This is a genomic window from Actinosynnema sp. (assembly GCF_052038725.1).
Genome location: NZ_JBQGCX010000700.1, coordinates 1 through 3,560, shown reverse-complemented (window position 1 = coordinate 3,560; position 3,560 = coordinate 1). Strand labels below are relative to the sequence as shown.

Sequence of the window (3,560 nt, the reverse complement as noted above, 5' to 3'; positions counted from 1 at the left end):
GGGAGCTGGGCAGGCTCGCGACCGCGTGAGGCGGCCTGGGCGCAGGCGCGCGGGTCAGCGCGCCAGCGCCCAGCCGAGCCCGGCGGCGGCGAGGCCCGCCGCGAGGGTGAGGGCGGTGTAGCCGAGTGCGAGCCACGGCCTGCCGCGCTCGACGAGGGTGGTGTTCTCCAGGCTGAACGTGCTGTAGGTGGTCAGCCCGCCGCAGAACCCCGTGCCGAGCAGCGCCCACAGCCACGGCTGGGCGCCGACGAGCAGGCCGAGGGTGAACGAGCCCGCCACGTTCATGGCCAGGGTCGGCCAGGGGAAGGCGGTGTCCCAGCGGGAGCGCAGCAGGCGGTCGACCAGGAAGCGCAGCGCCGAGCCGACCGCCGCGCCCGCGAGGACCAGGAGCGCGGTCACCCGCTCCCCCGCCTCGCCCTCCGGGTGAGCGCGAGGCCCAGCGCGGCGGCGGCCAGGCCGGTGAGCGGGGTGAGCAGCGCGTAGGCCAGGTCCGCCGTGCGCACGACATCGACGGCGTAGCCGGAGAACGTGGTGAACCCGCCGAGCGCCCCGGTTCCCAGCAGCAGCCGCACCCTGGGCCTGGGCCCGAGCCCCATCAGGACGCCGATGAGCAGGCAGCCCAGCGCGTTCACGGCACAGGTGGTCCACGGCCCGGCCACGAGCTGGCCTGCGCCCCACCGCAGCACCCCGCCGATCCCGCCGCCGAGTGCCACCAGGGCGACCTCGGCGCCGGTGGCGATCGGCGCGGGTCGGGTGGTCACCGGCGCAGGGTAGTTCGCCGGGCCGCTCCCCCGGCGCTCGGGGCTAGGACGCGCGCAGGTGGTCGACCAGGTGGTCCAGGGCGGTGAGGGCGCGCACGACGTCGGCGCGCTCCTCGGGTTCGAGGCGGTCGAGCGCGCCGCCGATGCGCTTCTCGTGGGCGCCGCGCCAGACCGCGAGCTTGTCGTGCCCGAGCGGGGTCACGGTCAGCTGCGCGACCCTGCGGTCGGTCGGGTCGGCGCGCTTGGCCACCAGGCCGCCCTCGATGAGCTGGCCGACCAGCCCGCTGACCGTGTTGGGGGCCAGCCGCAGCTCGGCGGCCAGGTCGCCCACGCGCGAGGGCGAGCGCTCGGCGAGCGCCATGAGCAGCTCGACCTGGGCCATGGGCAGCGCGTCCCACGGCCACTCCGAGCGGATGCTGGTGCGCAGCGCCCGGCGCAGCCTGGCCACCACGTCCGTGAGCGTGCGTGCCTCGTCCGACATGCGGGAAGGGTAGCGGCGGGCGTTGTGTCCGACCCCGAGGTGAATCCGCACTGTGGGACGGTCCGAAGGGGTCCGCGCGCTCGCCGGGACACCGGCGGGGCGTCGGCGGGGCGTCGGGCCGGGCGCGCTCGGGGGAGTCCACTGTGGATGGGCGCACGCGCGGAGTTCGCTGCCCTGGCGGGGTTTGGTCGGCGCCGTCCACCCGTGCGGCGGGATCGGGTGATCACCCTGCGCTGCCTTGATAGGCCGATCGGGCAGAAGCGCCCGCGACCCCTGCCACCGGGACCCCCGCCTTAAGTAGCCTGCGTCGCGTGCGGGCGGCGGAGGTGCGCGGTGACCGAGCGAGCGGGGTGGGTGCCCGCCGGTGTGGACGTCGGCCTGCCGAGCGCGGCGCGGCTGCACGACTTCCTGCTGGGCGGGTCCCGGAACTTCGCCGCGGACCGGGAGCTGGGGGCGCAGCTGCTGGCGGCCGACCCGGACAGCGCGGTGGCGGCGGCGCAGTCCCGCGCGTTCCTGCGCAGGGCGGTGCTGCTGATGGCGGCGAGCGGGATCAGGCAGTTCCTGGACCTGGGTTCCGGCGCGCCCTCGGCGGGCTGGGCGCCTGAGGTGGCGCTGGCCGCCGACCCCGGCGCGCGGGTGGTGTGCGTGGACTTCGAGGACGTCGCGGTCGCGCACGGGCACCTGCGGCTGGACGCGGACCCGAGGGCCGCGGTGGTGCAGGAGGACCTGACGGAGCCGGGCGCGGTGCTGGTGTCGGCGCGGGCGACCGGGCTGGTGGACACCTCGGAGCCGCTGGGGCTGCTGGCGGTCGGGGTGCTGCACCACGTCCCGCCGTCCGGTGATCCGGGGCGGGTGCTGGCGGCCTACCGGGACGAGTTGGCTCCGGGCAGCCTGCTGGCGCTCTCGCACGCGACGGGCGAGCTGGCCCCGGAGCGCGTCGAGGCGGCGGTGGCGGTGCTGGGGCGCAGCGCGAACCCGGTGTTCCCGCGCGGGCTCGCCGAGGTGGAGGCGCTGTTCGACGGGTTCGAGCTGCTGGAGCCGGGGGTGGTCGTGCCGCCCGCGTGGCGGCCGGAGCCGGGCGCCGGGTTCGAGGACGGGGCCGAGGCGGAGGACCCGGCTCGCGCGGGCGCCTACGCCGGGGTGGGGCGCAAGCGGTGACCGGCCGTGGTCGGCGCGGGTAGCGCGGACCCGGCCGCCGGGCGCCGCGAGCTGGCGCGCGCGTGGGCGCGGGAGCTGAAGGGCGTCGGGCTCGGTCCGGCGTCTCCGGTGGAGCTGGAGCGGTTCCTGCTGGAGCTGGTGGAGCTGCTGCTGGACGTGCTGGGCGCGCTCCCGTTCCGGGCGGCGGGCGCGGCCGAGGCGGGGCGGCGGCTGGTCGGGGCGCGGTTCACCGGCGCGGAGGCGCTGCGGCGCACCGTGCTGCTGCTCGGGCGGTCGCTGGCCGAGCACGCGGACCGACCGGGGCCGGGCAGCGCGGGGCCGGGCAGCGCGGGGCAGGGCAGCACGGGGTCCGGCGGGCCCGCGCCCGCCGAGCGCGTGGTGGCGGTGCTGGCGGAGCTGAGCTCCGGGTTCGCGGAGGCGCTGCGGCTGGACGCGCTGGCGCAGCAGGAGGAGGTCCGGCTGGCGCTGCTGGCCGCGCGGCAGCGGGTGGAGCGGGTGCTGCGGCTGAGCGAGGCCCGGTTCCGGGAGGCGTTCGACTCCTCGGCGCTGGGCATCGCGATCACCGACCTGCGCGGGATGTGCGTGCGCGCCAACGACTCCCTGGCGCGGATGCTGGACGAGCCGAAGGAGGTGCTGGTCGGCCGCAGGCTGGTGGAGCTGTTCCACCCGGACGACGCGGCGCCGCTGGGCGCGGCCTACCGGGCGGTGGCGGTGGGGCGGGTCGACCAGTTCCGGGAGCAGCGCAGGCTCGTGCGGGTGGACGGCGACCCGGTGTGGGTGCACCTGGCGGTGTCGCTGCTGCGCGACGAGGACGGCAGCCCGGCGTTCCACGTGACGATGGCCGAGGACGTCAGCGAGCTGCACCTGCTGCGCCGCAACCTGGACCACCAGCTGCTGCACGACGCGCTCACCGGCCTGTCCAACCGCCAGCACTTCACCACCCGGCTGGAGGTGATGCTGCGGGCGTCGCGGGCCGGGATCACGCTGTACCAGCTGGACCTGGACGCGTTCTCGGTGGTGAACAACGGGTTGGGGCACGCCACCGGCGACCGCGTGCTGGTGGAGGTGGCGCACCGGCTGCGCGGGGTGGTGGAGCGCGAGGAGGCGCTGGTCGCCCGGATCGGCGGGGACGAGTTCGCGCTGGTGGTGGACAACTCGCC

The 3,560-nt window shown here is 77.1% G+C and carries 5 protein-coding genes; 2 read left to right on the top strand and 3 right to left on the bottom strand.

Going from position 1 to position 3,560, the window contains the following annotated elements; genetic code table 11:
* Nucleotides 1-54 precede the first annotated feature (54 nt).
* The 3 genes from ACTUAL_RS14725 to ACTUAL_RS14715 are packed head-to-tail and all read right to left on the bottom strand — an operon-like array spanning nucleotide 55 to nucleotide 1,242.
* Nucleotides 55-399 carry a fluoride efflux transporter FluC gene (locus ACTUAL_RS14725; RefSeq protein ID WP_440900639.1) on the bottom strand — a complete coding sequence of 115 codons (345 nt, stop codon included), beginning with the start codon at nucleotides 397-399 and terminating at the stop codon, nucleotides 55-57.
* The gene (locus ACTUAL_RS14720) at nucleotides 396-761 is read right to left on the bottom strand and encodes a fluoride efflux transporter FluC (RefSeq protein WP_440900638.1); all 366 of its coding nucleotides are present in this window, start codon (nucleotides 759-761) and stop codon (nucleotides 396-398) included. Before ACTUAL_RS14720 ends, ACTUAL_RS14725 begins: the two co-directional genes overlap by 4 nt.
* A gap of 43 nt (nucleotides 762-804) precedes the next feature.
* Nucleotides 805-1,242: a MarR family winged helix-turn-helix transcriptional regulator gene (locus tag ACTUAL_RS14715; protein ID WP_041836617.1), complete on the bottom strand. Its 438-nt coding sequence runs from the start codon at nucleotides 1,240-1,242 to the stop codon at nucleotides 805-807.
* Nucleotides 1,243-1,575: 333 nt separating this feature from the next.
* Here ACTUAL_RS14715 and ACTUAL_RS14710 point away from each other — a divergent pair, with 333 nt between their 5' ends.
* Nucleotides 1,576-2,400, top strand: coding sequence for an SAM-dependent methyltransferase (locus ACTUAL_RS14710; protein ID WP_096491939.1), 825 nt, complete (start codon nucleotides 1,576-1,578; stop codon nucleotides 2,398-2,400).
* 6 nt (nucleotides 2,401-2,406) lie between these two features.
* Nucleotides 2,407-3,560 (top strand): diguanylate cyclase domain-containing protein (locus ACTUAL_RS14705; RefSeq protein ID WP_440900637.1); only part of this gene is annotated, 1,154 nt, incomplete at its 3' end.